At 65.4% G+C, this 25001-nt stretch carries 28 protein-coding genes and 1 pseudogene; 12 read left to right on the forward strand and 17 right to left on the reverse strand.

The features are described 5' to 3' along the window. Positions 1 to 15: 15 nt before the first annotated feature. Both AC1DT7_RS10240 and tgt read right to left on the reverse strand, forming a co-directional pair. Entirely contained in the window at positions 16 to 216 is a 201-nt protein-coding gene (locus AC1DT7_RS10240; protein WP_478035841.1) for a hypothetical protein, read from the reverse strand. Position 217: 1 nt separating this feature from the next. Continuing rightward, entirely contained in the window at positions 218 to 1357 is a 1140-nt protein-coding gene (tgt, locus tag AC1DT7_RS10245; RefSeq protein WP_478035880.1) for a tRNA guanosine(34) transglycosylase Tgt, read from the reverse strand. Between the two features lie 72 nt (positions 1358 to 1429). Here tgt and AC1DT7_RS10250 point away from each other — a divergent pair, with 72 nt between their 5' ends. Beyond that, the gene (locus tag AC1DT7_RS10250) at positions 1430 to 2149 is read left to right on the forward strand and encodes a hypothetical protein (RefSeq protein WP_478035842.1); all 720 of its coding nucleotides are present in this window, start codon (positions 1430 to 1432) and stop codon (positions 2147 to 2149) included. A 154-nt stretch (positions 2150 to 2303) separates the two neighbouring features. On the opposite strand, the gene AC1DT7_RS10255 is transcribed toward AC1DT7_RS10250, so the two are convergent. The 10 genes from AC1DT7_RS10255 to AC1DT7_RS10300 form a co-directional block, all read right to left on the reverse strand. Then, on the reverse strand, positions 2304 to 3209 hold the full coding sequence (locus tag AC1DT7_RS10255; RefSeq protein ID WP_478035843.1) for a bifunctional helix-turn-helix transcriptional regulator/GNAT family N-acetyltransferase: 906 nt from the start codon (positions 3207 to 3209) through the stop codon (positions 2304 to 2306). A 43-nt stretch (positions 3210 to 3252) separates the two neighbouring features. Further along, on the reverse strand, positions 3253 to 4056 hold the full coding sequence (locus AC1DT7_RS10260; RefSeq protein ID WP_478035844.1) for a nucleotidyltransferase domain-containing protein: 804 nt from the start codon (positions 4054 to 4056) through the stop codon (positions 3253 to 3255). A 3-nt stretch (positions 4057 to 4059) separates the two neighbouring features. Continuing rightward, complete coding sequence (locus AC1DT7_RS10265; protein ID WP_478035845.1) at positions 4060 to 4764, reverse strand: HAD hydrolase-like protein; 705 nt, start codon at positions 4762 to 4764, stop codon at positions 4060 to 4062. A 1-nt stretch (position 4765) separates the two neighbouring features. After that, positions 4766 to 5296 (reverse strand): EF-hand domain-containing protein, encoded by a 531-nt coding sequence (locus AC1DT7_RS10270; RefSeq protein WP_478035846.1) that lies wholly within the window; start codon positions 5294 to 5296, stop codon positions 4766 to 4768. Positions 5297 to 5536: 240 nt separating this feature from the next. Further along, entirely contained in the window at positions 5537 to 6595 is a 1059-nt protein-coding gene (gene queA / locus AC1DT7_RS10275; protein ID WP_478035847.1) for a tRNA preQ1(34) S-adenosylmethionine ribosyltransferase-isomerase QueA, read from the reverse strand. Positions 6596 to 6632: 37 nt separating this feature from the next. Beyond that, on the reverse strand, positions 6633 to 7379 hold the full coding sequence (locus tag AC1DT7_RS10280; RefSeq protein ID WP_478035881.1) for a peptidylprolyl isomerase: 747 nt from the start codon (positions 7377 to 7379) through the stop codon (positions 6633 to 6635). A gap of 157 nt (positions 7380 to 7536) precedes the next feature. Then, entirely contained in the window at positions 7537 to 8037 is a 501-nt protein-coding gene (gene coaD, locus AC1DT7_RS10285; protein ID WP_478035882.1) for a pantetheine-phosphate adenylyltransferase, read from the reverse strand. Between the two features lie 91 nt (positions 8038 to 8128). Beyond that, positions 8129 to 8734: a GH25 family lysozyme gene (locus AC1DT7_RS10290; RefSeq protein WP_478035848.1), complete on the reverse strand. Its 606-nt coding sequence runs from the start codon at positions 8732 to 8734 to the stop codon at positions 8129 to 8131. An 80-nt stretch (positions 8735 to 8814) separates the two neighbouring features. Then, positions 8815 to 9714 carry a polyprenyl synthetase family protein gene (locus tag AC1DT7_RS10295; protein WP_478035849.1) on the reverse strand — a complete coding sequence of 300 codons (900 nt, stop codon included), beginning with the start codon at positions 9712 to 9714 and terminating at the stop codon, positions 8815 to 8817. A gap of 4 nt (positions 9715 to 9718) precedes the next feature. Beyond that, positions 9719 to 9958, reverse strand: coding sequence for an exodeoxyribonuclease VII small subunit (locus tag AC1DT7_RS10300; RefSeq protein WP_478035850.1), 240 nt, complete (start codon positions 9956 to 9958; stop codon positions 9719 to 9721). Positions 9959 to 10063: 105 nt separating this feature from the next. Between AC1DT7_RS10300 and AC1DT7_RS10305 the strand changes: the two genes are divergently transcribed. Both AC1DT7_RS10305 and AC1DT7_RS10310 read left to right on the forward strand, forming a co-directional pair. After that, positions 10064 to 10321 (forward strand): ribbon-helix-helix domain-containing protein, encoded by a 258-nt coding sequence (locus AC1DT7_RS10305; protein ID WP_478035851.1) that lies wholly within the window; start codon positions 10064 to 10066, stop codon positions 10319 to 10321. Beyond that, positions 10318 to 10584: pseudogene (locus AC1DT7_RS10310) on the forward strand (type II toxin-antitoxin system RelE/ParE family toxin); the annotation flags it as partial. The gene AC1DT7_RS10305 and the pseudogene AC1DT7_RS10310, both read left to right, overlap by 4 nt. A gap of 12 nt (positions 10585 to 10596) precedes the next feature. Here AC1DT7_RS10310 and AC1DT7_RS10315 read toward each other — a convergent pair. Genes AC1DT7_RS10315 through AC1DT7_RS10325 form a run of 3 tightly spaced genes read right to left on the reverse strand, consistent with a single transcriptional unit; the run spans position 10597 to position 14297 of the window. Next, on the reverse strand, positions 10597 to 12306 hold the full coding sequence (locus AC1DT7_RS10315; protein ID WP_478035852.1) for a long-chain-fatty-acid--CoA ligase: 1710 nt from the start codon (positions 12304 to 12306) through the stop codon (positions 10597 to 10599). Positions 12307 to 12345: 39 nt separating this feature from the next. Continuing rightward, positions 12346 to 12543: a hypothetical protein gene (locus AC1DT7_RS10320; RefSeq protein WP_478035853.1), complete on the reverse strand. Its 198-nt coding sequence runs from the start codon at positions 12541 to 12543 to the stop codon at positions 12346 to 12348. Positions 12544 to 12596: 53 nt separating this feature from the next. Then, positions 12597 to 14297, reverse strand: a complete 1701-nt coding sequence (locus AC1DT7_RS10325) for a GGDEF domain-containing protein (protein WP_478035854.1) — start codon at positions 14295 to 14297, stop codon at positions 12597 to 12599. A 164-nt stretch (positions 14298 to 14461) separates the two neighbouring features. Here AC1DT7_RS10325 and AC1DT7_RS10330 point away from each other — a divergent pair, with 164 nt between their 5' ends. Beyond that, the gene (locus tag AC1DT7_RS10330) at positions 14462 to 14986 is read left to right on the forward strand and encodes a rhodanese-like domain-containing protein (RefSeq protein ID WP_478035855.1); all 525 of its coding nucleotides are present in this window, start codon (positions 14462 to 14464) and stop codon (positions 14984 to 14986) included. 93 nt (positions 14987 to 15079) lie between these two features. Further along, on the forward strand, positions 15080 to 15517 hold the full coding sequence (locus AC1DT7_RS10335; RefSeq protein ID WP_478035856.1) for a UrcA family protein: 438 nt from the start codon (positions 15080 to 15082) through the stop codon (positions 15515 to 15517). A 67-nt stretch (positions 15518 to 15584) separates the two neighbouring features. Here the strand turns inward: AC1DT7_RS10335 and clpA are convergent, their stop codons facing one another. Further along, complete coding sequence (clpA, locus tag AC1DT7_RS10340; RefSeq protein WP_478035857.1) at positions 15585 to 17900, reverse strand: ATP-dependent Clp protease ATP-binding subunit ClpA; 2316 nt, start codon at positions 17898 to 17900, stop codon at positions 15585 to 15587. Positions 17901 to 18024: 124 nt separating this feature from the next. Continuing rightward, entirely contained in the window at positions 18025 to 18222 is a 198-nt protein-coding gene (locus AC1DT7_RS10345) for a DUF1192 domain-containing protein (RefSeq protein WP_478035858.1), read from the reverse strand. A gap of 75 nt (positions 18223 to 18297) precedes the next feature. On the opposite strand from AC1DT7_RS10345, the gene AC1DT7_RS10350 reads away from it, so the two are divergent. The 7 genes from AC1DT7_RS10350 (at position 18298) to AC1DT7_RS10380 (ending at position 24877) form a co-directional block, all read left to right on the forward strand. Further along, complete coding sequence (locus tag AC1DT7_RS10350) at positions 18298 to 19299, forward strand: NAD(P)H-quinone oxidoreductase (protein ID WP_478035859.1); 1002 nt, start codon at positions 18298 to 18300, stop codon at positions 19297 to 19299. Between the two features lie 112 nt (positions 19300 to 19411). Next, a complete protein-coding gene (locus AC1DT7_RS10355) occupies positions 19412 to 20029 on the forward strand; it encodes a glutathione S-transferase family protein (RefSeq protein ID WP_478035860.1) in 618 nt (205 codons plus the stop codon). An 86-nt stretch (positions 20030 to 20115) separates the two neighbouring features. After that, positions 20116 to 21006: a UDP-2,3-diacylglucosamine diphosphatase gene (locus tag AC1DT7_RS10360; protein WP_478035861.1), complete on the forward strand. Its 891-nt coding sequence runs from the start codon at positions 20116 to 20118 to the stop codon at positions 21004 to 21006. A 5-nt stretch (positions 21007 to 21011) separates the two neighbouring features. Then, entirely contained in the window at positions 21012 to 22037 is a 1026-nt protein-coding gene (locus AC1DT7_RS10365) for a glycosyltransferase family 4 protein (RefSeq protein WP_478035862.1), read from the forward strand. 106 nt (positions 22038 to 22143) lie between these two features. Then, positions 22144 to 22824: a cell cycle transcriptional regulator TrcR gene (locus AC1DT7_RS10370; protein ID WP_478035863.1), complete on the forward strand. Its 681-nt coding sequence runs from the start codon at positions 22144 to 22146 to the stop codon at positions 22822 to 22824. A gap of 215 nt (positions 22825 to 23039) precedes the next feature. After that, positions 23040 to 24128 (forward strand): MBL fold metallo-hydrolase, encoded by a 1089-nt coding sequence (locus AC1DT7_RS10375; protein ID WP_478035864.1) that lies wholly within the window; start codon positions 23040 to 23042, stop codon positions 24126 to 24128. Between the two features lie 281 nt (positions 24129 to 24409). After that, positions 24410 to 24877, forward strand: a complete 468-nt coding sequence (locus tag AC1DT7_RS10380) for a dienelactone hydrolase family protein (protein ID WP_478035865.1) — start codon at positions 24410 to 24412, stop codon at positions 24875 to 24877. The last annotated feature ends 124 nt before the right edge of the window (positions 24878 to 25001 follow it).

Genomic DNA, 25001 nt, shown 5'->3' on the forward strand with positions numbered 1-25001 from the left:
CGCCGCCCGCATCAATCAGCGTTTCTGGCGCGACCTGTTGGCGTAGAGCAGGGCCGCGGCGATGGCCGCCGATCCGATACCGAGCCCGATGGTGGCGATCGGCCAGCGTTTAGCCTTGGCAGTGTCCCCGGTTGCAGCCGCCGCTTCGCGCTGCGCCTTGGCGGAGCGGGTCGCTGCGAGGATTTCGTTGGTGTCGTCCTGATCGTCGGTAGCCAAGTCACTCTCCCTTGGGCGGGCCAGCATAGTCCCGTCTGAACGCATCGGCAAAGGCCGTGATCCGCCGTTCCGATATCGCCCCGCGAAGATCGGCCATCAAGACCTGATAAAACCAGAGATTATGCTCAGTCATCAGCATGGCGCCGAGAATCTCGCCGGCGCGGACGAGATGGTGGAGATAGGCGCGGCTCCAGGTGCCGCAGACCGGGCAGGGGCAGGCGGGGTCGAGCGGGCCGGTATCCTCGGCGAATTTCGCGTTGCGGATGTTGATCGGCCCGGTGCGGGTGAAGGCCTGGCCGGTGCGGCCCGACCGGGTCGGCAGGACGCAGTCGAACATGTCGATGCCGCGCTCGACCGCGCCGACGATGTCGTCGGGCTTGCCCACGCCCATCAGGTAGCGCGGCTTGTCGGCGGGAAGCTGGCCCGGCGCGAAGTCTAGGCAGCCGAACATTGCTGCCTGCCCTTCGCCGACCGCGAGGCCGCCGACCGCATAGCCGTCGAAACCGATATCGATCAGCGCCTGCGCGCTTTCGCCGCGGAGCTGTTCGTCGAGTGCGCCCTGCTGGATGCCGAAGATCGCCGCGCCTTCGGCATGGGCGCCGCCACCGTCGAACGCGTCGCGGCTGCGCTTCGCCCAACGCATCGAGCGCGCCATGGCGGCTGCCTGGACTTCCTTGGTCGAGGTGGTCGGCACCAGCTCGTCAAAGGCCATGACGATGTCGGAACCGAGCAGCCGCTGAATCTCGATCGAGCGTTCCGGCGACAGCGTGTGGCGGGTGCCGTCGAGATGGCTCTTGAAGGTCACGCCGTCTTCGGAGCGGGTGGTCAGGTCGCTCAGGCTCATCACCTGATAGCCGCCCGAGTCGGTCAGGATCGGCCGGTCCCAGCCCATGAAGCCGTGCAGCCCGCCGAGCCGCGCGACTCGCTCCGCACCGGGGCGGAGCATCAAGTGATAAGTGTTGCCGAGGATGATGTCGGCGCCGGCCGCCCGGACATCGGCCGGCTTCACCGCCTTGACGGTGGCGGCGGTGCCGACCGGCATGAAGGCGGGGGTGCGGATGGTGCCGCGGCGCATCGCGATCTCGCCGGTGCGGGCCTTGCCGTCGGAGGCGTGGATGGTGAAGTCGAAACGGGGGGGCATCGCCTGCCTGTAGCGGCGGAAACCGGCGGATGTCGACACGCATCGGTCAGCGGGCCTAGACGTTGGCGCATCATGGCCGACGAAAAGACTGAAGCGCTGCGCGAGATGGCGCGGCACCGGGGGCTGAAGCTGAAGACGTCGCGGCGGCGCAAGCCGGGCGGCGATTTCGGGCTGTTCGGCCTGGTCGACGCGGCGGATGCACCGGTGCTTGGTATTGCCGACAAGGGGCTCGGGGCGAGCGCGGCGGAGGTCGAGGCGTATCTGCGCGATGCGATGCGGGCTACGTGGAAGAGCTCAGCCGGGACGGTTCCGGCGAGGAAGAAGGTGGTGCTGCCTGAGTCTGAGCCCGAGCCCGAGCCCGAGCCCGAGCCCAAAGCGGAGTCCAAACCGAAGCCGGCTGCCAAAGGCGAGCTGGCTCCAAAGCCAAAGCCGGCCCGGAAACCCGAGCCAAAACCCAAACCCAGGTTCAAGGTCGCGGTGGCCAACCTCTTCGCGAAGCTGCCGACGGCGAAGCGGGCCGAAGCCTTTGCAGCGTTGCTGGAGCGTCCCGGGGTGCGTGTCGAACGGATCGTGTCGAACGGACAGGCGACGCCGGAGGATGAGCCCATGGTGCAGGAGCAGGACGAATGGGTCGTGCTGCTGCAGGGCGAGGCGGGGATCAGGATCGAGGATTCGGTGGCGGTGACGCTGAAGCCGGGCGATCATCTGACGATCGCAGGCGGGCAGCGGCATTGGGTGACCTATACCGCGGAGAGCGAGCTTACGGTCTGGCTCGCGGTGCATGTGGGCTGAGTTCCCTCCTTTCTTCCTCCTTTCTTCGTTCCCCGGCGGAGGCCGGGGCCCAGTTGGGAAGGCTGAAGTAACGGAGCGCGGCGCTCGCCAATGAGGTCCCCCAACTAGGCCCCAGCCTTCGCCGGGGAACGGGAGAAGGGGGAAGGTCAGAAAGCTAAAGCACCAGTTCCCAGATCTCGCCCTGCTCCGGCTTGCCGAAGCTATGGTGAATCTCGGTCTTTACGATCTCGAACCCCGCACCCGCATAGATGCGCCGGGCGCTGAGCAGCACGCTGTGGGTCCATAGCCGCAGCGTCGTATAGCCTGCCTCGCACGCGAAGGTGACGCAGCGGGCGACCAGGTCTCCGCCGATGCCCATCCCGCGTGCCCAGGGCTCGACATAGAGCAGCCTAAGCTGGGCGACCCCGTCGCCGGCATCGACCACGAAGATCGACCCTGCCATCACGCCGCCGCTCTCGGCGACCCAGCATTGCTCGCGGCCGGGGCGATAGTCGCGGAGAAAGGTCGAGGTGACGTCCCCCAGCAGGACCTCCATCGGGGCGGCCCAGCCATGGCTTTCGTTGTAGAGGATCGCCTGGCGTGCGGTGATCATGCCCATGTCGCCGGCGCGAAAGGTGCGGACCGAATACCCGCCCGCCTTGCCCGCCGACAGCAGGCCGCGCGCCGTGTCGAGCGCCGAGACAAGCACGCGCCGGTCGATATCGGGCAGCTGCGTGATGCGCTGTTCGAGCACCTCGCGCTGGCGCTTGTCGAGGTCGGCGAACATTTCCTGCCCCGCCGCGGTAAGGGTGATGGGCCGCCGCCGGGCGTCCTCACCGCGCGCGCGCTCGATCCAGCCATTCGCCTCGAACTTGCGGAGCATTCGGCTCGCATAACCAGCGTCCAGTCCTGTCGCCTGTTGCAGCTCGATCGCCACCGGCTGGTCGCGCGTCGCGATCTCATACAGCAGCCGGCCTTCCGCGAGCGACAGGGCGCTGCCGAGGAAGCGCTGGTCGAGCGCGCCGGAAAAGCTGGTGTAGAAGCGGTTGAACGCGCGCAGCGCGGGAATGGTCGTGTCCATGCCCCCGTTGATGTGCCTGATACTTGACGATGGCAAGTATTTGTCAGGGCGGCGCGAACCGTTCGAGCATGTCGTAGAATGCCGCATCTGCCGCCGCCTGCGACCGCGTATCGACGATCCCCTTCGGCTCGGCTTCGGCGATCGCATATTCGGCCTCGACGAAGGCGACGATCTCGGCAGGCATCGGAGCGAGCCCTAGCTCGCGCGTTTCCGCCTTGCGCGCGATCAGGTCGGCGATGATCGCGCCGACCTGGGCCGGCGGGTCGCACTGGGCGATCAGAGTCGGGAAGTGCATCGGCGGTGTCGCGCCGGGATGATGCCGCATCCAACGCAGCACCGCGGCGGGCCGCAGGATGTAGAAGAGCCGCTTGATCGCGATCCCGCCATCCTCGCTGCCGCGCTTCCATTGCTGCATGCCGAGATGGAGATAGTGCCGGCGGACCAGCGGGAGCGGCGCATGGGCGTCGGCAAAGGCGAGCAGGGAATCCCTGAACCCCGGGTCGCCGCGATAGGCGATCGGCGAGCGCAGCCACTCGATCGCCACCGCGTTGCCCTTCACGATCAGCCGCAGCGCCTTGGCGACGTCCCAGCCATTGACGTCCAGCAGCCCGTCGAGCGGCGTCTCGATCACGTCGCGCTTTGGCCAGAGGGTCAGATAATCCTGCCGCCGCCGGACGAACAGGAAGCGGCAATCATAATCGCTGTCAGGCGAGGCGAAGCCCCAGGCGCGGCTGCCGCTTTCTATCGCCAGCGGCATCGCGACCCGATCGTCGCGCACGATCGCTTCAAGCCGCGCATCGATCGCCGCGACGGTCGCCGCGTCGAAATCGTCGGGTATTGACCGCATGCCTCAGGCCCGCCGCTGCTCGCCACGATCCGCGCGCGCATCGCCGAGTAGCAGCCGGGCAACTTCGTCGGGATGCTCGAAGCACAGGTCGGGCCGGGCGTTCACCAGTGCCTCCCGGTGCGCATAGCCCCAGAGCACGGCGGCGGCGGTGACGCCGGCCTTGCGTGCGGCGGCGATGTCGCGTGTCTCGTCGCCGATCGCGATCGTCTCATAGGGCTCGACCTGGCTGCGGCGGAGCACCCGGCGATAGCGCGGCGCCTTGCCGAACAGCGAGGCCCCGCATTCGAGCCAGTGGAACCGGGCGACATTGGCCGGTCCCAATATGGCCCGCGCATTCGCCTCGGAATTGGAGGTGACGAGGGCAATCTTCATGCCGGCATCGGACAGGCCCTGGAGCAGCGGTTCGACGCCCTCGAACAGCGAGATGCGGTCGGTCTGCTCGGCCAGCAGCGCGTGAAGGTAACGGCCGATGCCCGGCAGCTTCCAGCGCGGGATGCGCAGATAGCGGATCACCTCGCGCGTGGTGCGGCCGCGCAGGGTCTCGATCTCTTCCGGTGTGACCCGGCGAAAGCCGAAGCGCTGGGCGAGATGGTCCGACACCGACAGGAACCAGTCACCGCTATCGGCCAGCGTGCCGTCGAAATCGAAGATCACGAGGCGGTAGCGTTGCGCCATGTCGCGATCGGTCGGCGTGGAGCAGAAGTTCACGTCATTGCCTCGCCGGTTTGGCGCCGCGCTTGCCCCGCGGATCCGGGCGCTCGCCGACGGCCGTGGCCTTGATCGTCAGCAGTTCGGCGCGGGTGAGCATGCCATCCTTGTTGGTATCGAAGCGCGCGAACAGCGTGTCGAATTGCGCCTCCAGCTCGGCCAGCGTGATGCGGTTGTCGCCGTCGGCATCGACGGTGAAGGGGCTGGGTAGGGCATTGCGATCCCCGAGCCACATCAGCGCCCAATCGCTATAGCCGATATAGCCGATCGACCCGCTATTGCCGGTGTCGATGCTGGCGAAGCTGTGCTTCACACAGGCGGCGAGTTCGGCACGGGTCACCTTCGCATCGCCATTCGCGTCGCAGGCGGCGATCATCAGCGCGACCGGCTCGGCGATGATCGTTGCCTGGGGCTGGCCGTTCGGTCCGCCGCGCGGCAGCGTCGGCACAGGCGGCGTGGCCTGCTGCGCCGACGCCGAGGCGCCCGGAACGCAAAGGCTCGCCAATGTCAGGGCAAGGATCTGCAGGCGCATCTTGGAAAGGCCTTTCACGGAAATCATCGAACTGCCGCAACCATGGTTGGGAACGATAGCCGGTTTGGGGCGGCTGGCGATAGGTTGTTGTGCGGTGCGGCGTGTGGCGAGAAGCCTGTGAGCGGGTGTAAGCCTATGGGCGGGCAGGCCAGTTGCGTTTCGTACCGCGCAGCATCCGCCATTCGCGCCCCGCTTCATGCATCCGCGCACAAACGCGCGGAGCCTAGATTCGCCGCGTGGTTACGGCACCAGCAGCGATGCATCGCCATAGGAATAGAACCGATACCCCTCGTCAATCGCGTGCGCATAGGCGCCCCGCATCCGATCGAGCCCCATCAGCGCGCTCACCAGCATGAACAAGGTCGATTTCGGCAGATGGAAATTGGTTACCAGGCCGTCCACACCCTTGAAGCGGTAGCCGGGGGTAATGAAGATCGCGGTGTCGCCCTCGAAGGGGTGGATGGTGCCGTCCTCTCCCGCTGCGCTTTCGATCAAGCGCAGGCTTGTCGTGCCGGCGGCGATGATGCGGCCGCCGTTGCGGCGCACCTGGTTTAGGCGGTCAGCGGTCGCCGCGTCGATACGACCCCATTCTGCGTGCATCTTGTGGGCGTCGGTGTCCTCCGCCTTGACCGGCAGAAAGGTGCCCGCGCCGACGTGCAGGGTCAGCGTGGTGTGGCCGATGCCGGCCTTGTTCAGGCTATCCATCAGTGCGGGGGTGAAGTGAAGCGATGCAGTGGGGGCGGCGACCGCGCCTTTCTCCGCCGCGAACATCGTCTGATAATCCTCCGCGTCCTGCGCATCGGCGGCGCGGCGGGCGGCGATATAGGGCGGGAGCGGCATGCGGCCGGCGCGCTCCAGCAGCAACTCGACCGGGTCGTCGCCGACGAAGGTCAGCGCCAGGCTGCCGTCCTCGCCCCTGTCGCTCACGACCGCACTGACGCCGGCGCCGAAATCGACGCTGTCGCCTTCACGCAGCCGCCGCGCGTTGCGGAGGAAGGCGCGCCAGCGGCGGATTCCCTCGCGCTTGTGCAGGGTCGCGCCGATCCGTGCCACCGGGGTGCCTTGCACACCGTCGACATCGAGGGGGACGCGCCTGCCCTCAAGCTGGGCGGGGATCACGCGCGTATCGTTGAACACCAGCAGGTCGCCCGCGCGGAGCTGGCCGGGCAGGTCGGTGACATGGAGGTCGCGTGTTTCGGCACCGTCGAGCACCAGTAGCCGCGCGGAATCGCGCGGTGACGCCGGCCGGAGCGCAATACGCTCCGGCGGCAGATCGAAATCGAACAGGTCGACCTTCATGGGAGCGGCCTCTTTGCCCGCCCGGTGACGGCGTTGCTTACTTCGCTTTGGGGGTAGCGGCCTTCGCCTTCGGAGCGGGCGCCCTGGGCGCCGGCTTCTTCCCGGCAGCCGCCGGCACCTTCACCACCATCGGCGCGGGCGCGTCGGTCAGCGACAGGGTCGGTGCAGCCACCACGGGTGCGGGCGGCGGCGCGACATAGGCCGGGGGATTGTCCGATCCGATATAGGCGTGAAGGATCTTGGTCGGGTTCGCCGGCGGCTCGCCGCGCTGGATCGCGTCGACATAGTCCATGCCTTCGATCACGCGGCCGAACACGGTGTATTTATGGTCGAGGGTCAGGCGCGGCTGGAAGACGATGAAGAACTGGCTGTTCGCGCTGTCCTCATTGTCGGCGGTGCGCGCCGCGGAAACCGATCCGCGCACGTGCGGCAGGAAATTGAACTCCGCCTTCATGTCCGGCAGCTTCGAACCGCCGGTGCCGTCGCCCTTGGGGTCGCCGGCCTGCGCCATGAAGCCATCGATCACGCGGTGAAAGGTCAGCCCGTCATAGAAATGCTGGCGGGTGAGCTCTTTCACGCGGTCGACCATCTTCGGCGCGGCATCAGGGCGGAGCCAGATTACGACTCGGCCACCGGTGGACAGGTCGAGATACCACAGGTTCGCCGGATCCTTGCTGGGCAGCGGCATGCGCCCGGCGATCTGGGTATCCAGATTCTGTGCGGTCGCCGTGCCCGCGAAGAGAAGGGCGGATACACACGCGATCAGGCTGGCAATAAAACGCATCATATCCCCGTAACATCCTGGCCCTGATACTTCGGGCCCGTAAGGCGTAGCAGCGCGCTTAGAGCAAATCCCCGCTTGCGCCAATCTGAACATCCCGCTGCACCAGTCCTCATCCGATGCAACCGTGGCACTCGTGTGGCAGCGATGTCGAAATCGGTCAGCTTCCCTTGCGGCCGATCTTCTCGACCCGGGCGGCAACGTCGGCGGCAACGGCCGGAGAGACGAACCGGTCGATCGGCCCGCCGTACAGCGCGATCTCCTTCACCAGCCGGCTGGCGATCGGCTGAAGCGACACGTCCGCCATCAGGAACACTGTTTCCACGCGCGGATTGATCTGCTGGTTCATGCCCGCCATCTGATATTCATATTCGAAATCGGCAACGGCGCGCAGGCCGCGCACGATCACCCGAGCGCCTTCGCGTTCGGCAAAGTCCATCAGCAGCGAATCGAAGCTGACGACATGGATCTCCCCACCGATCCCGGCGACCTCGCGCTGGACCATCGCCATGCGTTCCGCCAGATCGAACATGGGCGATTTGGACGGGTTGGTCGTCACGCCGATGACGAGCCGGTCGACCAGCTTCGCGCCGCGCCGGATGATGTCCATATGCCCGAGCGTGACGGGATCGAAAGTGCCCGGATAGACGCCGGTACGGATGGTCATGTCGACTGCCTTTGCCAAGCACGCTGGGATAGGAATGTATCGGGGACGAGGACTGCTGGGGCCGGATGCGGGTGTCAAGGCCGCATCATGTCGGGCCTCGCATCACGTTCCAGTCGACCTTGCCGGTGATGCCGCGCACCCGGCGGAAGCTCGATGCCTGCCAGATCGCCCAGGGGCGGGCGCCCCAATCGGGCTCGAGCACCAGGCGTCGAAGCCAAAGGGGGCGCTTCACCCGGTCGCTCAGCGCATAAGCGTCGTCGAACTCGCGGGTGAGGTACAGCGTCACCGGCCGGCCGAACCGTGCCTCGACCGGGCGGATGAAGGCGGCAAGCTCGGCCATCAGCGCCGCGGGCGACGGGCGCGCCGCACAATTGCCGCCGAATTCCAGGTCGATGACGGGCGGCAGCATCGACGCGTCGATCGGCACGGTCGCGACGAAATTGGCAGCCTGCTCCGCGCCCGGGCGGCACAGGGTGAAGAAATGATAGGCGCCTCGCGCGATACCGACACGCCCGGCGCCCGCCCAGTTCTCGGCGAACCGCCGATCGCGGTGATCGCCGCCCTCGGTCGCCTTGATATAGGCAAACTCGACGTCCTGCGCCGGAAGAGCAGCCCAGTCGATCGGGCCTTGGTGATGCGACACGTCGATGCCCTGGCGGGGATAGGCCTGTTCCGACGGGCGCCAGTGCAACGCATATTGCCAGCCGCCGAGCCCGATCGCGGCGACCAGCAGCGGCGCGGCGAGATGGCGCGCGAGCGAGTATTTTTTAGCTATCGGTCGCGTTCCAAGGTGAAGCGGGCGATCTCGCGCAACAGGTCGGCCTCAGGACCGAAACCCTGCAGATGCTGGATCGCCTGGTCAACCAGCATGCGCGCCTGCTCGCGGGCCCGGGGGACGCCGAGCAGCGACAGGAAGGTCTCCTTGCCTGCCTCTCCGTCCTTGCGCAGCTTCTTGCCAGCCGTCGCCTCGTCGCCTTCGACGTCGAGCAGGTCGTCGGCAATCTGGAAGGCCAGCCCAAGGTCGCGTGCATAACCGCGCAGGGGGATGCGCCCTTCCGGCGGAACTCGGCCGAGGATCGCCCCGGCCTCTACCGAACAGGCGATCAGCGCGCCGGTCTTCATCGCCTGCAGCCTGGTGACGGTCGGCAGGTCGAAACTGGCCTTCTCCGCTTCAAGGTCCATCATCTGGCCGCCTGCCATGCCCGAGGGGCCGGCGGCGCGGGCGAGATCGAGCACGAGTTCGCTACGTACGAAAGGGTCGGGATGAGTCGCCGGATCGGCGAGGATCTCGAAGGCCAGCGCGTGCAGGCTGTCGCCGGCCAGGATCGCGGTCGCCTCGTCGAACATCTTGTGCACGGTCGGCTTGCCCCGGCGCATATCGTCATCGTCCATCGCCGGCAGATCGTCATGGATCAGCGAATAGACATGGATGCACTCGATCGCGGCGGCGGCCCGTCCGGTACAGTCGCGATCGACCCCGAACAGCCGAGCGGTGGCGAACACCAGCAGCGGGCGCAGCCGCTTGCCGCCGCCGATCGCGGCGTGGCGCATCGCGCGGTAGAGATCGGCCCGGGGATCGTTGGGGATCGCCAGAAAGACGTCGAGCCGACGATCGATATCGGCACCGACCTGGGTGAGGGCCGCCTGAAGCGACAGGGATGCAGCCGTCATCGGGTCAGCCGGCGGCGAAGGGCTGAGTGCCGGTGGCACGGCCTTCGCTATCGAGCCGGATCGCCTCGATCCGTGCCTGTGCGGCGTCGAGCCGGTCGGCGCAGCGGCGCCGCAGCTTGTCGCCACGCTCATACAGGCTGATCGCCTGGTCGAGCGGGGCCTCGCCGGTTTCCAGCCGCGAGACGATCGTCTCCAGCTCCTTCAGCGCGTCCTCGAACGACAGCTCTTCAATGGGTCTCTCCATCGTGCCGCTATGCGGCAGGCGGGCAACGAGGGTCAAGGACGGGTGAGGGGGTGTTGAGCAGACTCGGCCTCGGGACTATATGATAAAATCATATTGGAGGTCGTCATGGCGAGCAAAGCTGTCACCGTTACGCTTGGAGATATGGCCGAACGGGCAAGGAAGCATGTCGAGTCCGGGCGTTTCGCTTCGATGAGCGAGGTGATGCGTGAGGGGTTGCGGGCGCTCGACCGACAAGAAGCCATGCTAGACGAATTATATCGCCGCAAGATCGATGAAGCCTTGGCCGATCCCAGGCCAATGATGTCGGCCGACGAAGCGTTCGCTGAACTCGACCGCCGTGTGCAAGCGCGTCGGAAAGGGTGAGTTTTAGGGTTCGCTATAGCCCGGCAGCGGTCGATGATCTCGACGGGTTAAGGGCGTGGGTCGAAAGCGAGTCCGACTTCGATACGGCGGCGGGCTATCTCAAACGAGGCCGCGCTCGCATCGCTACCCTGGAGAACTTTCCGAACCGCGGACAGCCGCGGGATGATCTGAGGCCTGGCGTCCGAACGCTGAGCTTCGAAGGCCGCCAGCTCATCTTTTATTCTGTTTCGGCCGAATCGGTCGATATACTCCGCGTCGTAAGCACGGCGCGCGACTTAAGCCTCCTTTGGAACACCCGACCCCTCCGCCATCACCTCGGCCACAAGGTCCTTGCGGCTGAGCTTGCCGATCATCGTCTTGGGCATGGTCAGCCGTATCACGACCTGATCGACCCGTTCGTGCCGCCCAAGCTGCGGGTTGAGCCAGTCGCGCAGTTCCTCGCCGGTCACGGTCGCGCCGTCGTTCAGGGTGACATAGGCGCGGGGATGCTCGCCGCGATAGGGGTCGGGCAGGCCGATCACCATCGCCTCCTTCACCGCGGCGTGATGGTGTAGCACCGCTTCGATCTGGCTCGGGAACACCTTGAAGCCCGACACCGCGATCATGTCCTTCAGCCGGTCGACGATCTTGATGAAGCCGTCGGCATCGATCGTCCCGACATCGCCGGTGCGCAGCCAGGTCCGGCCGGCTGCATCCGTCACGAATACGTCTGAATCGGCGTCGGGCCGGTTCCAATAGCCCTTCATGATCTGCGGGCCCGCCGCGACGATTTCGCCCGGCTCGCCCTCGGGCGGCGGCTGGCTCGGATCGCCCTTGTCGACCAGCTTCACATAGGTGCCCGGGATCGGCTGGCCGATCGTGCCCGACTTGCCCTCGCCCTCATAGGGATTGGCCGAGATCACGCCCGAGCTTTCGGACAGGCCATAGCCCTCGACCACGGTCGACCCGGTAGCCGCTTCGAACTTCCGCTTCAGCTCGGCCGGCAGCGGCGCACCGCCCGAGATGCAGATGCGCAGCGAGGAGAAATCGGTCTCGGCAAGCTTCGGGTGATCGAGCAGGGCCTGATACATGGTCGGCACGCCTGGCAGGGCGGTCGCCTTGGTGCGGTCGATCGCCGCCAGCACCTGACCCGCCTCGAAACGCGGCAACATCACGATGCAGCCGCCGTTGAGAACGGTACGGTTGAGGACGCAGGTATTGGCGAAGACATGGAACAGCGGCAACACGCCGAGGATGCGGTCATGCTCGTTCGGATGCGGATCGAGACCCATCACCTGGCGCGCATTGGCGCTGAGATTCTGATGGGTCAGCATCGCGCCCTTGGGCGTGCCGGTGGTGCCGCCGGTATATTGGATCAGCGCAACGTCGTTGACCGGATCGATCGCCGCGGCGGGGTGGACGCCGTCATTCGCGATCAGCCCGGAAAAGGCCATGATTCGCGGATCATGCGGCCGCTTGGTGACTTCGCCGCGCTTGAACAGGCGATAGAGCATCGATTTCGCTGCCGGCAGCGCGCCGGCGATCGAGCCGACCACCAATCGCTCGAGGCTGCTCTCGTCGAGCACCTTCAGCGCGGTCGGTAGCAGCGCGCTGGCCGACAAGGTGAACAGCAGCTTCGTACCCGAATCGGCGACCTGATGCTCGAGTTCGGCCGCCGTGTAGAGCGGCGAGAAATTCACCACGGTCGCGCCGAGCTTGAGGATGCCGTAATAGGCGGCGGCGTAATGCGGGACATTGGGCAGGAACAGGCCGATGCGGTCCCCCGGACCATAACCGAGTGCCTTCAACCCCGCCGCGACCCGATTCGCCCCGTCGAGCGTCTCGGCATAGCTATAGTGTCGCCCGAGGAAATCGATCAGCGGCGTGTTGCCGCCGCGCGCCGCCGCTTCGTCGAAGAATTCGACCATCGATTGCGGCGGATATGAGCTGTCCCACCGGGTGGGATGGCGATAGGAATCGCGCCAGGCGCTTTCTGGGTCGGTCATTGACAAGGGTGTAAGCAACCGACTCGCACGGTACAAGCGTCAGGCCAGGCGCTTTTCGGTCCAGGTGATGAGCACCGAAACGGCCACCAGCCCGAAATCGACCGCTGCCTGGAAGCTGCGCGGCGCGCTGTCCGACCGGTCGTGCGTGAGGATGCGCAGATCGGCCGAAGGGTGACGCATCGCCATGATCAGCAGCGCGATCGCCACGATTGCCAGCCCTGTACGACGATTACGCATGATGTCTCCTGCGCCGGGAACATAGGCGCGGGGCCGTGCCGGGGCAAGCAGCCTCAGGCGGCGATTCGGCCCGAATTCCTGGCGCCCGGCTGCGTGCAGCGCGCGCGGTCGCGGCCCGCGGCCTTGGCTTCGAAAAGCGCCCGGTCGGCGCAGCGATACAGCGCCTTCCAGTCGGTTTCCTTCAACAGCGGCCCGCTGCACGTACCAATGCTGGCGGTCACCGAGAGATCGTATGGCATGCGCGACGCGCGAAGCCGGGCAAGGATGTCCTCGGCTTCGACCGCAAGCCCGACCGGTGTGATGATCGCGAATTCCTCGCCGCCGATGCGGGCGATCAGCGCCTCGGGCGGGACCGACTGGCGCAGCGTGCGGGCAAAGACGCGCAGGACCTCGTCGCCGCCGTCATGGCCGATCGTCTCGTTGACCCGCTTGAAATGGTCGATATCGGCCACCAGCAGTATCTGGTCGCCCTCGCGCCCGATCGCGTGCCGCAGAAAGGCACGGCGGTTGAACAGGCCGGTCAGCGGATCGGTGTCCGCGAGCAGCCGCGCCGCGATCTCCTGCTCGCGCGCCTCGTCGCGTTCCAGGCTGAGCAGGCGGATTCGATAGGCGATGGCCAGGCTCGAGAAGAGCGCCTCCACCGTCATGGTCAGGATCGTCGAATTGTCGAGCCAGAAGCTCCAGCTGATGGCGTTCAGCGCGCCGGCGACGCGGAAGCAGGCGAGGATGATCGGCGCGGCCCAGGCGAGCGCGAACATCCACAGATAATTGCTCCGTGTCCGCCAGCCGCGCCACAGGATCGGTATGACGATGCCGAGCTGCGCGAGGAAGACGAGCGCAAAGAAGCGGTCGAACAGGGGGATATGCCGCGGCGCCAGGGTCGCAAGCAGCGCGACCGTCGTCAGCATCAGCACGCAAATGGCGTTGCTCGCCCGTGCCAGCCATCCGGCGAAGACGCGCGGTTCGAAGAAGCTGCGGGCGAACAGCGTCGCTCCCACTGCCGCCATGCCGAGCGACGCATAGTTGATGCGGAGCCGGTCGTTGTTGATGATGTCGGGCCATATCCAGACAAGTACGCCGGACGACGATGTCGCATAGAGCATCAGCGCGAGCAGCATGCCGCAATAAGCAAGCTGGAAACGGTGGCGCAACGCGCCCCAAAGCGCGAGATTGTAAACGAGCAGGGCGATGCACAGGCCGGCGAATCCGGCATAGACGGCGCCCATCGTCAGATTGGCGTTGGCGCTCTCCGTCGGGGTCGCGATTCTCGCGCCGACCAGGATTCCGCGCAGATTCGCCGAGCCCTCGACATGCCAGAGCAGGCGGACGAGCGGCGCGCTGCGCTGGGGCAGGCCGCGCTCGATGATCGCGCCGAGCTGGAGGTGCCGGCTCGCGGCGTGGCCGTCGGTCACCGCCGAGACGATCGTGCCATCTGCATAGAGCGCGTGAACCGTCACGCGTTCCTGCCACAGGCTGGCGATGCGGACATCCACCGGACCGTTCGCGCGCACCGGGGCGGACAAGGCCCAATAGTCGCCTGGTCCAAGCGATGTCTGGCGGACGTCACAGTCGAATCGGGTCGGCTCGGCGAACAATGTCCGGGGCTCCATGCCCGGCCCGGCACGCGTCACGCAGACCGTAACCGGCTGCCCGGCAAGTCCGGTTTGCGCAGCCGCGGGCGCCGCGCACGCGAACGCGGAAACGAGCAATGCGCCGACCGACGCCAGCAGCCTGAAAACCCACCCCTTGAGCATGGGCCGGCGTGTAGGCTGCAGATGCCGAACAGAAGGTAAAGGCCGGCATCATAGGTTGGACGAAAGTCTGATTTCGATGCCCAGATCGGGCGGGTCGCCCGTTCAGGCCAGATCAAGCCTGGTGGTCGCACGCCATGACCGACTTGTTTCCGGGAATGGCCACCATGCGCAGATGCTCGCTCACCCTCATCGCGTCCCTATGGCTGGCCGCTGCGTCGCCGGCATTGGCGGAGGAGGCGCCGGCGATCGTACCCGGCGCCAACCCGCTGATCGATTATTCAGCTTATGTCGCCCTGACGCAAAAGGTCGGCCCCTATCGCGCCAAAAGGCTGCTCGGCCTTGCCGAATTCCGCCGGCGCGCCGCGAGTGAGGGGGCACTGTTGCTCGATGCGCGTTCGGCCGAGGCGTTCAGCCGCGGGCATATCGACGGGGCAGTGAATTTACCCTTTTCGGATTTCACCGCCGAGAGCCTCGCGCGGCTCGTCGGACCGGATCGGTCTCGTCCCATCTATATCTATTGCAACAATAATTTCCGGAACAATGTCGCGCCCGTGGTGACCAAGTCGATCCGGCTCGCGCTCAATGTCCAGACTTTCGTCAACCTGGTCGGTTATGGCTATCCGGAAGTGTGGGAGCTGGGCGAGGCAGTCGATATGAACGATCCTGCGGTCGGTTGGGTTCGCGGATAGGCCTGCCTGTCCGAAGACGGACAGGTGTTGATGCTTGTCTTTCCACGCCGCCGGGCTTTTACTGTTAACCATCTTCGACGATGGGAGACGGGCATGATACGGGGATTGCTGCTGTTCGCCGCGATGGCGGGGCTCACCACAGCCGCCCACGCCTATGATCGCTACGAGACCCGGTCGATCCCGGTTGCGGCGGTCGATCTCGATCTGTCGACYAGCGCCGGCATCGCCGAGCTCTATCGTCGGGTCGAGCGCGCCGTGAACCGGATCTGCGATGGCGACCGGGATTGCCGCGACGATACGTGGGCCAGCACCGAGGAACAGGCCTCCGCCGCCATCGCCCGCGATCGCTGGATGCGCAGGCTCGCCCGCGAACGCGAGGCTGAACTACGCGCCTGTGGCTGGGGCGGATGCAGGGCGCCTGCGTCCGTCCGCTACCAGCCCGCGCCGCCACCGCCGCCACGCGCGGTCGTGCATGGCGGAACGAGGGTGACGGTCACCATCCAGACGACGCCGGGCTATTACGTGCGCTGATACGAAAAAGGCCGCGACGTTTCCGCCGCGGCCTCCTCGTTCGTTCGGGCTGCGTTCGTCCGGGGCCTTACTTCGCGTCGACGCTTTCCGCCTTGCCCTTCTTTTTCGGCTTCTTGGGCGGCGCGGGTACGATCTCGAACGCAAGCGCGCCGTCCTTCATCTTCACGCTCACCTCGCCGCCATGGACGAGCTTGCCGAACAGCAGTTCCTCGGCGAGCGGCTGCTTGATCTTCTCCTGGATCAGGCGGCCCATCGGGCGAGCGCCATAGAGCTTGTCGTAACCCTTCTCGGTCAGCCACGCCTTTGCGGCATCGTCGAGAGTGATGTGGACGTTGCGGTCCGACAGCTGAAGCTCGAGCTGGAGGATGAACTTCTCCACCACCCGCGCAACCACTTCGGTCGGCAGGTAACCGAACGGCACGATTGCATCGAGCCGGTTGCGGAACTCCGGCGTGAACATCTTCTGCACCGCCTGCTCGTCCTCGCCCTCGCGGGAAAGGTTGCCGAAGCCGAGCGTCTCGCGCGCCATGTCCGACGCGCCGGCATTGGTCGTCATGATCAGGATGACGTTCCTGAAATCGACGGTCTTGCCATGGTGGTCGGTCAGCTTGCCGTTATCCATCACCTGCAACAGGATGTTGAACAGGTCCGGATGCGCCTTCTCGATCTCGTCGAGCAACAGCACCGAGTGCGGCTGCTGATCGACCGCGTCGGTCAGCAGGCCACCCTGATCATAACCGACATAGCCCGGAGGCGCGCCGATCAGCCGGCTGACCGAGTGACGCTCCATATATTCCGACATGTCGAAGCGCTGGAGCGGGATGCCCATGATCGCGGCGAGCTGCTTGGCGACCTCGGTCTTGCCCACGCCAGTCGGGCCGGTGAACAGATAATTGCCGATCGGCTTGTCGGGATCGCGCAGCCCGGCACGGCTGAGCTTGATTGCCGAGGCGAGCTTCTCGATCGCCGCATTCTGGCCGAACACCACCCGCTTGAGGTCTGTCTCGAGGCTTTCGAGCGCCTTGGTGTCGTCGGTCGAGACCGATTTCGGCGGGATGCGCGCCATCGTCGCGATCACGGCTTCGATCTCGCGCGTGGTGATGGTCTTCTTGCGCTTGTTGAGCGGCACCAGCATCTGCATCGCACCGACCTCGTCGATCACGTCGATCGCCTTGTCCGGCAGCTTGCGGTCGTTGATGTAGCGCGCGCTGAGTTCCACCGCCGACTTGATCGCGTCGGGGGTGTATTTCACCTTGTGATGGTCCTCGAACGCGCTGCGCAGACCGGTCAGGATCTTGACCGTGTCCTCGATCGTCGGCTCGTTGACATCGATCTTCTGGAAGCGCCGCAGCAGCGCGCGGTCCTTCTCGAAGTGGTTGCGGAACTCCTTGTACGTCGTGGAACCGATGCAACGGATGGTGCCGCCCGAAAGCGCCGGCTTGAGCAGGTTGGACGCATCCATCGCGCCGCCGCTGGTCGCGCCGGCGCCGATCACGGTGTGGATCTCGTCGATGAACAGGATCGCGTCGGGCAGTTTCTCGAGTTCGTTGACGACGGCCTTCAGCCGCTCCTCGAAATCGCCGCGATAGCGCGTGCCGGCGAGCAGCGCGCCCATGTCGAGCGAATAGATGACCGCGGGCAGCAGCACCTCGGGCACGTCGCCCTCGACGATCTTGCGCGCCAGGCCTTCCGCGATAGCGGTCTTGCCCACGCCGGGATCGCCCACATAGAGCGGGTTGTTCTTCGACCGGCGGCACAGGATCTGCACAGTGCGATCGACCTCGGGCCCGCGCCCGATAAGCGGATCGACCTTGCCGTTCTTCGCCTTCTCGTTGAGATCGACGGTGAACTGCTTGAGCGCGCTTTCGCTCTTGCCCTTGCCGTCAGGCTTCTGCGCCTTTTCTTCCTCGGCGCCCTTCACTTCGCGGGGCTCCGGGGCGGCGCCACCCTTGCCGACGCCATGCGAGATGAAGCTGACGGCATCGAGACGGCTCATGTCCTGCTGCTGGAGGAAATAGACGGCATAGCTCTCGCGCTCGCTGAACAGCGCGACGAGAACGTTGGCGCCGGTCACTTCGTCGCGGCCCGAGGACTGGACGTGAAGGATCGCGCGCTGGACGACGCGCTGGAAACCCGAGGTGGGCGAAGGATCGGTCGCGGCATCGACCTTCAGCGCCTCGAGCTCGGTGTCGAGATAATGGGCGAYGGTGGCCTTGAGCTCTTCCAGTTCGACCCCGCACGAGGTCATCACCTTGGAGGCGTGCTCGTCGTCGATCAGGGCGAGCAGCAGATGCTCGAGTGTCGCATATTCGTGGCGCCGCGAGGACGCGGCTTCGAGCGCCTTGTGGAGGGTTGTTTCCAGCGCTGATGCGAAAGAAGGCATTACTTTACTCCATGCGGGCCGCAACGTGACGGACGGCCCTTTCCTCTTATGTCGGAAGGCGGGGCGCCCGCATCAAGCTCTTGACGAACGCTCCGGCCTGATCGCCGCGCCGGAGCCTCGCTGCTCATCGCTTGAATAGATCGTTGGCGCTTGCCCTGTGGTTAACGGCACGCGTCAACCTGGCCTTCGTCCTGGTGATTTCCGCCTCGAGCGCCTCGATGCGCGCGGTGCATTCCTCGACCGAAAGGGGATCGAGGTCTTGCCGTGCAAGCTCGGTAAGCGGATCGCCCGCTTTTCGTGCGAGAATCTCGTCCGGGTCCATGGCATGGAACGTTGACCCGGCAGGCCGCGATGTCAATAAGGCCACTCGATTCCGCGACGGGGGGTGGGCGGATTTATGGTTAATATACCAACGACGATGCAGGCGATCGATCCGGATGTTCCCGGCGGTCCCGAGGTGATGCGCCTGGTCGAGCGGCCGGTGCCGCTGCCGGCCGAGGGCGAGGTGCTGATTCGCGTCGCCGCGGCCGGCGTGAACCGTCCCGAGGTGATGCAGCGCAAGGGGCTGTACCCGCCGCCGCCCGGCGCACCCTCGATCCTGGGCATGGAGGTGTCGGGTACGATCGTCGCGGTGGGGGAGGGCGTTCAGTCCGAGTTGGTCGGCCAGTCGGTCTGCGCGCTGATCAGCGGTGGCGCCTATGCCCAATATGCCGTCGCGCCTTATGGCCAGTGCCTGCACGTGCCCGAGGCGCTGTCGATGGTCGAGGCGGCGGCGATGCCGGAGACGCTCTTCACCGTCTGGACCAATCTCTTCGAGCGCGGTTATGCCAGCGAGGGCGACACGGTGCTTGTCCATGGCGGCACCAGCGGCATCGGCACAATGGCGATCGGCCTTGCAAACCTGTTCGGGCTGACCATCATTGTCACTGCCGGGTCGGACGAAAAATGCGCCGCGGCGAAGGCCCTGGGGGCCGATCACGCGATCAACTACAAGACGCAGGATTTCGTCGCAGAAGTGAAGGCGATCACCGGCGGCAAGGGCGTGGCGGTGGTGCTCGATATGGTCGGTGGCGATTATCTGCCTCGCAACCTGCAATGCCTCGCCGATGATGGCCGCCACGTCTCGATCGCGGTGCAGGGCGGGCTGACCGCGACGATCCCGATCTTCGAGATCATGCGGCGGCGGCTTACCCTGACCGGCTCGACGCTCCGCCCGCGCGACACCGCGTTCAAGAGTCTGGTCGCCGAGGAACTGGCCCGCACCGTCTGGCCCTATGTCGAGGAAGGGCAACTGAAGCCGGTGATCGACCGCACCTATCCGCTGGCCGATGCGCCCGCCGCGCATGAGCGGATGGAATCGGGCGACCATATCGGGAAGATCGTGCTGACGATGGAGTGAGGGCCCGCCGGGCTCGGGCGATCCACAATGGCTGCTTGTCGATCGTCCGCCGCATTTGATTTGACGCTCCGCGCCGTCGCGTCATGAGGATGGCGCAAAAGGGGAGTGCCACATGTCCAGCCTGATCCTCCACGAATATGCTGCGTCCGGAAACTGCTACAAGATCCGGCTGACGGCCGCGCATCTCGGCATCCCGCTCGAGCGCCGCGAATATGACATCATGAAGGGCGAGACCCGGTCGGACGCGTTCCTTGGCGGCGTCAGTGCGAATGGCCGGATCCCGGTCCTCCAGGTCGGCGACGATTATCTGCCCGAAAGCGGGGCTGCCTGCCTATATCTGGCGGACGGATCGCACCTGATCCCGCAAGATCGCTATGACCGTGCCGACATGTTCCGCTGGATGTTCTGGGAACAATATAATCACGAACCCAATGTCGCGACCCTGCGTTTCTGGCGGTTCTTCATCGGGGAGGCCGGGCTGAACGACGTGCAGCGGGCACATATCCCGGCAAAGCAGGCGGCTGGCGAGGCGGCGCTCGAGCTGATGGACGATCATCTGGCGAAGACGCCCTTCTTTATCGGCGACCGGCTGACCCTCGCCGATATCGTACTCTACCCCTATACCCATGTCGCCGAAGAGGGTGGTTTCGACCTTGGGCGCTATCCGGCGATCACCACCTGGCTGGCCCGTGTGGAGGCCGAGCCACATCATATTGCGATGAAAGCGTAACCTGCCTTTCACATAAGGAGAATCAAGCTGTAACATAAAACAGCCATAGCGCAGGCCTGTCAGGGGCTTTGCGGGATATTGCCAAGATGGATGCCATCACCAGAATCGCGATGGACAATAGCATCGCTGATTTCGCTGACTTCGTGCACTCCAAGCCATCGATTCCGGAACGCGAGGTCACCGAGCGCCGCACGTACCGGACGATCTGGATTTCCGATATTCATCTGGGAACCCGTGGCTGCAACGCCGACATGCTGATCGACTTTCTCGATCATGTCGACAGCGAGCGGATGTATCTTGTCGGCGACATCATCGACGGCTGGCGGCTGAAGAAGAAATTCTACTGGCCTGCGTCGCACAACGACGTGGTGTGGCGGATCCTGAAGCGCGCCAAGCGCGGCACCGACGTAATCTACATCCCCGGCAATCATGACGAGGTGATGCGCCAGTTCACCGGGCTCGATTTCGGCGGCGTCTCGATCCGCCGCAAGGCGATCCATGAAACCGCCGATGGCCGTCGGTTGTTGGTGCTCCATGGCGACGAGTTCGACATGATCACGCTGACGCACAAATGGCTCGCGCATGTGGGCGATGCGGCGTATGAATTCATGATGGCGCTCAACAGGTTGGTGAACGCGTATCGCCGCTTCTTCAAGCTGCCCTATTGGTCGCTGTCCAAACACGCCAAGGCCAAGGTGAAGAACGCGGTGGAGTTCATCTCCAACTATGAGGAAGTGATCGCTCAGGCGGCCGGCGCGCGCGGCGTCGATGGTGTCGTCTGCGGTCACATCCATACGGCCGAATTCCGCAATATTGGCGGCATCGAATATTATAATGACGGCGACTGGGTCGAGGGCTGCACCGCTCTTGTCGAACATTTCGACGGAAGGATGGAGCTGCTCCACTGGGCCGACGAGATCGCGGCCAGGGAGATCGCGCCTCCCGAATCCGCGAAGATCGAGATGCTGGCGGCCTGACGAGCGTGCGCATCGCGATCGCCACTGATGCGTGGACCCCCCAGGTGAACGGCGTGGTGCGGACGCTGCAGGCCGTGCGCGCTGAGCTCGAACGGCAAGGCCATGTCGTCATGGTCGTCTCCCCCGACCTGTTCTATTCGATGCCCTGCCCGACCTATCCGGAGATCCGCCTGGCGTTCGCGCGGACCCATGCGGTCGGCCGGATGCTGGCCGACTTCAACCCACAGGCGATCCACCTCGCGACCGAGGGGCCGGTGTGCCTTGCGGCGCGGCGCTGGTGCCTGATGAACGAATTTCCGTTCACCACCGCTTATCACACCCAGTTTCCCGATTATGTCTCGGCGCGGACCGGAGTGAATCCGGAATGGGTGTGGCGCTACATCCGCTGGTTCCACGCGCCGGCCCAGTCGATCCTCGCCTCGACGCCGTCGATCGCCTCGACGCTCAAGGAGCACGGCCTCGGCAAGGTGCGGCACTGGGGTCGGGGGGTCGATCTCTCGACCTTCTCCGCAGCGAGCGCCCCGGATCCGGCGCTTGCCGCGCTGCAGCGGCCGATCCAGCTCTATGTCGGCCGGGTCGCGGTCGAGAAGAATATCGAGGCGTTCCTGACCAGCGACCATCCCGGCACCAAGGTGATCGTGGGTGACGGCCCGGCACGGGCGTCGTTGGAGGCGCGGTATCCCGAGGCGAAGTTCCTCGGTCCGCGTTTCGGCGCCGATCTGGCGGCGGCCTATGCCAGCGCCGATGTGTTCGTCTTCCCGAGCCGGACCGACACGTTCGGGCTGGTGATGATCGAGGCGATGGCCTGCGGCGTGCCGGTCGCAGCATATCCGGTCACCGGCCCAATCGACATATTGAACGATGCGGTCGGCGCGATGGACGAGAATCTGACACACGCGATCGCGCAGGCGCTGACAAGGGATCGGAAGGTCTGTGCGGCCTATGGGCGGACCTTCACCTGGGAAGCGAGCGCCCGTCAGTTCCTCAGCGCGCTGGTACCGGTCGACGCCGACGAGGCGATCGCCGCCTGAGCCTTGCCTCCCTGTTCAAGGAAGACTAAGTCAACGTCATTGTGCGGCCGCTCCGAAAGGGGCGGCCCTTATTATTTGCGCTGTTAGTGCTTTTGAGGAGTTTCCGGTGGCCCAGCCGCTCATGCCCCACGCGACCGCCTCCTGGCTGGTCGACAATACGTCGCTCAGTTTTGAGCAGATCGCCGAATTCTGTGGCCTGCACATCCTGGAGATCCAGGCGATCGCCGACGATACTGCCGCGACCAAGCTGACCGGGCGTGACCCGGTTCGCGCTCACGAACTGACTCAGGACGAGATCGACAAGGGTCAGGCCGATCCCGACTATCGTCTCATCATGCTGAAGGGGCCCGAGCAGGTCCGTCGCACCAAGGGCCCGCGCTACACCCCGGTATCGAAGCGGTCGGACAAGCCGGACGGCATCGCCTGGATCATCCGCAACCATCCGGAAATCTCGGACGGCGCGATCGGCAACCTGATCGGCACCACCCGCACCACCATCGCCGCGATCCGCGACCGCAGTCACTGGAACATCGCCAACATCACGCCGAAGGACCCGGTCACTCTGGGCCTGACGACTCAGCGCGAGCTCGACGCGGCGGTGGCGAAGGCAGCCAAGGCGGCAGGCATCGAGGCCCCGGTCGACACCCGTCTCGAGGGTGACCGTGAGGCGCTGATCACCGAGCTGCGCGCCCAGCGCGACCAGCTCGCGCGCGATGCGGAGGCAGCCGAAGCGGGTGAAGAAGCACCCCGTGCCGAGCCGACCGCGGAGACGCTGTTCCGTCGTTAATCCTTTAGACCCCTCCGTTGGGGGAGGGGTTTGGTTGGGCCGTAGCGAGCAGGCTATGGCCGTTTCCCGATTTTCTCCGTTCGTTTCGAGCGACGTCGAGGAACAGTCACGCAGCGCGGGCTTCGGTTTCTCTACTTTGCTCGACACGAACGGTGCAGAGGCGCGTCGACAATTGGCGCGTGACTTGGCCGTAGTTCCGTTGCTATCCGCAACCTATGGCAACCGTTTCCCGCTCCGATGCCGCGTTCGTCGCGGACGAAAGCTTCGTCCCGACCAGCCATAAAGGGCTGACCTACCCCTTTGGTGGCGCCGAGCCGGCGCCGGGTGCCGTCATGACGGTGGCCCCCGGCATCCGCTGGGTTAGGCTGTCCGTTCCGGGCCCACTCAAGCACGTCAATTGCTGGCTCGTCGACGATGGGGAAGGCGTCGCGCTGGTCGATGCGGGCATGAACCTGCCCGACGCGCGCGAGGCGTGGAAGGCGGTGTTCCGCGGCCCGCTCGCCGGGTTTCGCGTCACGCAGATGATCGGCACGCATTTCCATCCCGATCATATCGGGCTCGCCGGTTGGATGTGTTCGCACCACGCCGCACCCATGGTGATGACGCGGGGCGAATGGCTCACGCTGCGGTCGGTGATGCTCGATGCGCGCGAGAGCGTGCCCGACGAGATGATCGCCTTCTGGCGCGCCGCCGGCTGGAACGACGAGCAGGTCGATCACGCCAGCGAACGCGGCTGGTCGGGTTTTCGCCGCCTCGTGACGCCGCTGCCGCTGAGCTATCGTCGCGTCAAGGATGGCGACAGGCTTGCGATCGGCGGCAATGACTGGCGGATCGTGGTCGGATCGGGCCATAGTCCGGAACATGCCTGTCTGTTGAACGATGCTGCCGGCGTGCTGATCGCTGGTGACCAAGTGCTGCCGCGCATCAGCCCGAATGTCTCGCTCGGCGTGACCGAGCCGGAGGCGGATCCACTCGGCGAATGGTTCGCCTCGATCGCGAAGCTCCGCCTGTTGCCGGATGACCTCCTTGTCCTGCCCGGACATGGCGATCCCTTTACCGGTCTCTACGCCCGACTGGATGCGATGGCCCGCGAGCATCACGAGCGCCTCGACGAACTCGAGGTCTTTATTGCCGAGCCCCGCCGCGCAGTCGATTGCTTCGGCCGACTGTTCCGGCGTGCGATCGGCCCCGACATGCTGGGCATGGCGACCGGCGAGGCGCTTGCGCATCTTCGTCGCCTTGAAATCGAGGGCCGGGCGGCGAAGGAGGTTCGCGACGGCGTGTGGTGGTACCGCTCGATCTGAGGTCGCGCGCGGGCTGATCCGGCGGGAAAATACTGATCCGTTTTGGTGGCGCTTTGCGCTTTCAACAATGGCACATCGGTGGAATATACCGCCAGATCATGCCGGTGCGTACCAGGAAAGGTGGCTCCGTTGTCTCTTCAAGTATCTGAATAGTAAGAAGACTGCATTTTACCGGGAATGGAAGGTCGTCGTCGCAACGTGCATCCGATCTGGTTGTATTTCGACCTTTCAGCGGTTACGCTTTTCTTGATCCGCACAGGGGCGGCGTAAGGGAGGCTTCCATGTCAGATATCAACGATCAACCCGTGGCCGGTTTCGGAGCGTTGGGCCGCAAACCTGTCGGTCGCCGTGGCGTCGTGGTCGCGCTTTCAGCAGCCCCGGCGGTATTCGGTTTCGCCGGTTCCGCGTTCGGCGCCGTGACCGACGACAGCCTCAATGCCCGGAATATCCGCTATGCTCTGCGCGGTGGCAAAGTGCTTGAAGGCTATTTCGCCTCTCCGCGCGGCAAGGCCAATCTCGGCGTGGTCGTGGTGATGCCCGATCAGGTCGGCGCCGATGCAAAGGCACAGGAAACCGCGCGCCGCTATGCGCGTGCCGGCTATCTGGCGATCGCGCCCGATCTTGGTGCGACCTTCGAGGGTGGTAATCGCGATGCGATGGTCGCCCAGATGATGAAGACCGTGCCCGAACTGAAGCGCCTGTCGCACAGCAACAGCAAGGTCTCCAGGATCAGCGTCGTCGCCGCCTGAGAGGCGCGATTCGACGTTCAGGGCCAATTTTCCGACCGGCGTCAGGGGCGACCTTGACGCCGTTCGCTTGTCGGGTTCTATCTATGTTCCGCGAGGCCGATTCGACCGGAACATGCCTGGGAGG

The organism is Sphingomonas sp. P3_C6 (assembly GCF_056402595.1).